1 pseudogene is annotated in these 256 nt (G+C 59.0%); it reads left to right on the top strand.

The window, feature by feature from the left end:
* Window positions 1–201: pseudogene (locus C2I19_RS19835) on the top strand (IS5/IS1182 family transposase); the annotation flags it as partial.
* Between the last annotated feature and the right edge of the window lie 55 nt (window positions 202–256).

Raw genomic sequence — 256 nt, 5'->3', positions numbered from 1 at the left:
CTAGGCCGGGCGATCTGGAAGCGTTGGAGCGGCTACCATCGCCGCAGCTTGGTGGAAACCAAGATGTATTGCTTCAAACGGTTGGGTGAAAGGGTGATGGCTCGGTGCTTTGATGGTCAAGTGGCAGAGCTGCAGGTACGTGCTGCCATCTTGAACCGCTTCAGCATGCTGGGCCGTCCGTGCACGGTGGCGGTGGTCTAAATCCATTTGGGGAAAGGGGGGGCCTCGCCCTGTTCAGGATTTGTGCAACAGCGCC

The sequence above is a fragment of the Chromobacterium alticapitis genome (genome assembly GCF_002924365.1).
Lineage (GTDB): Bacteria > Pseudomonadota > Gammaproteobacteria > Burkholderiales > Chromobacteriaceae > Chromobacterium > Chromobacterium alticapitis.
The sequence above is the reverse complement of the archived record's forward strand: the minus strand, read 5'-3'. Positions and strand labels throughout refer to the sequence as shown.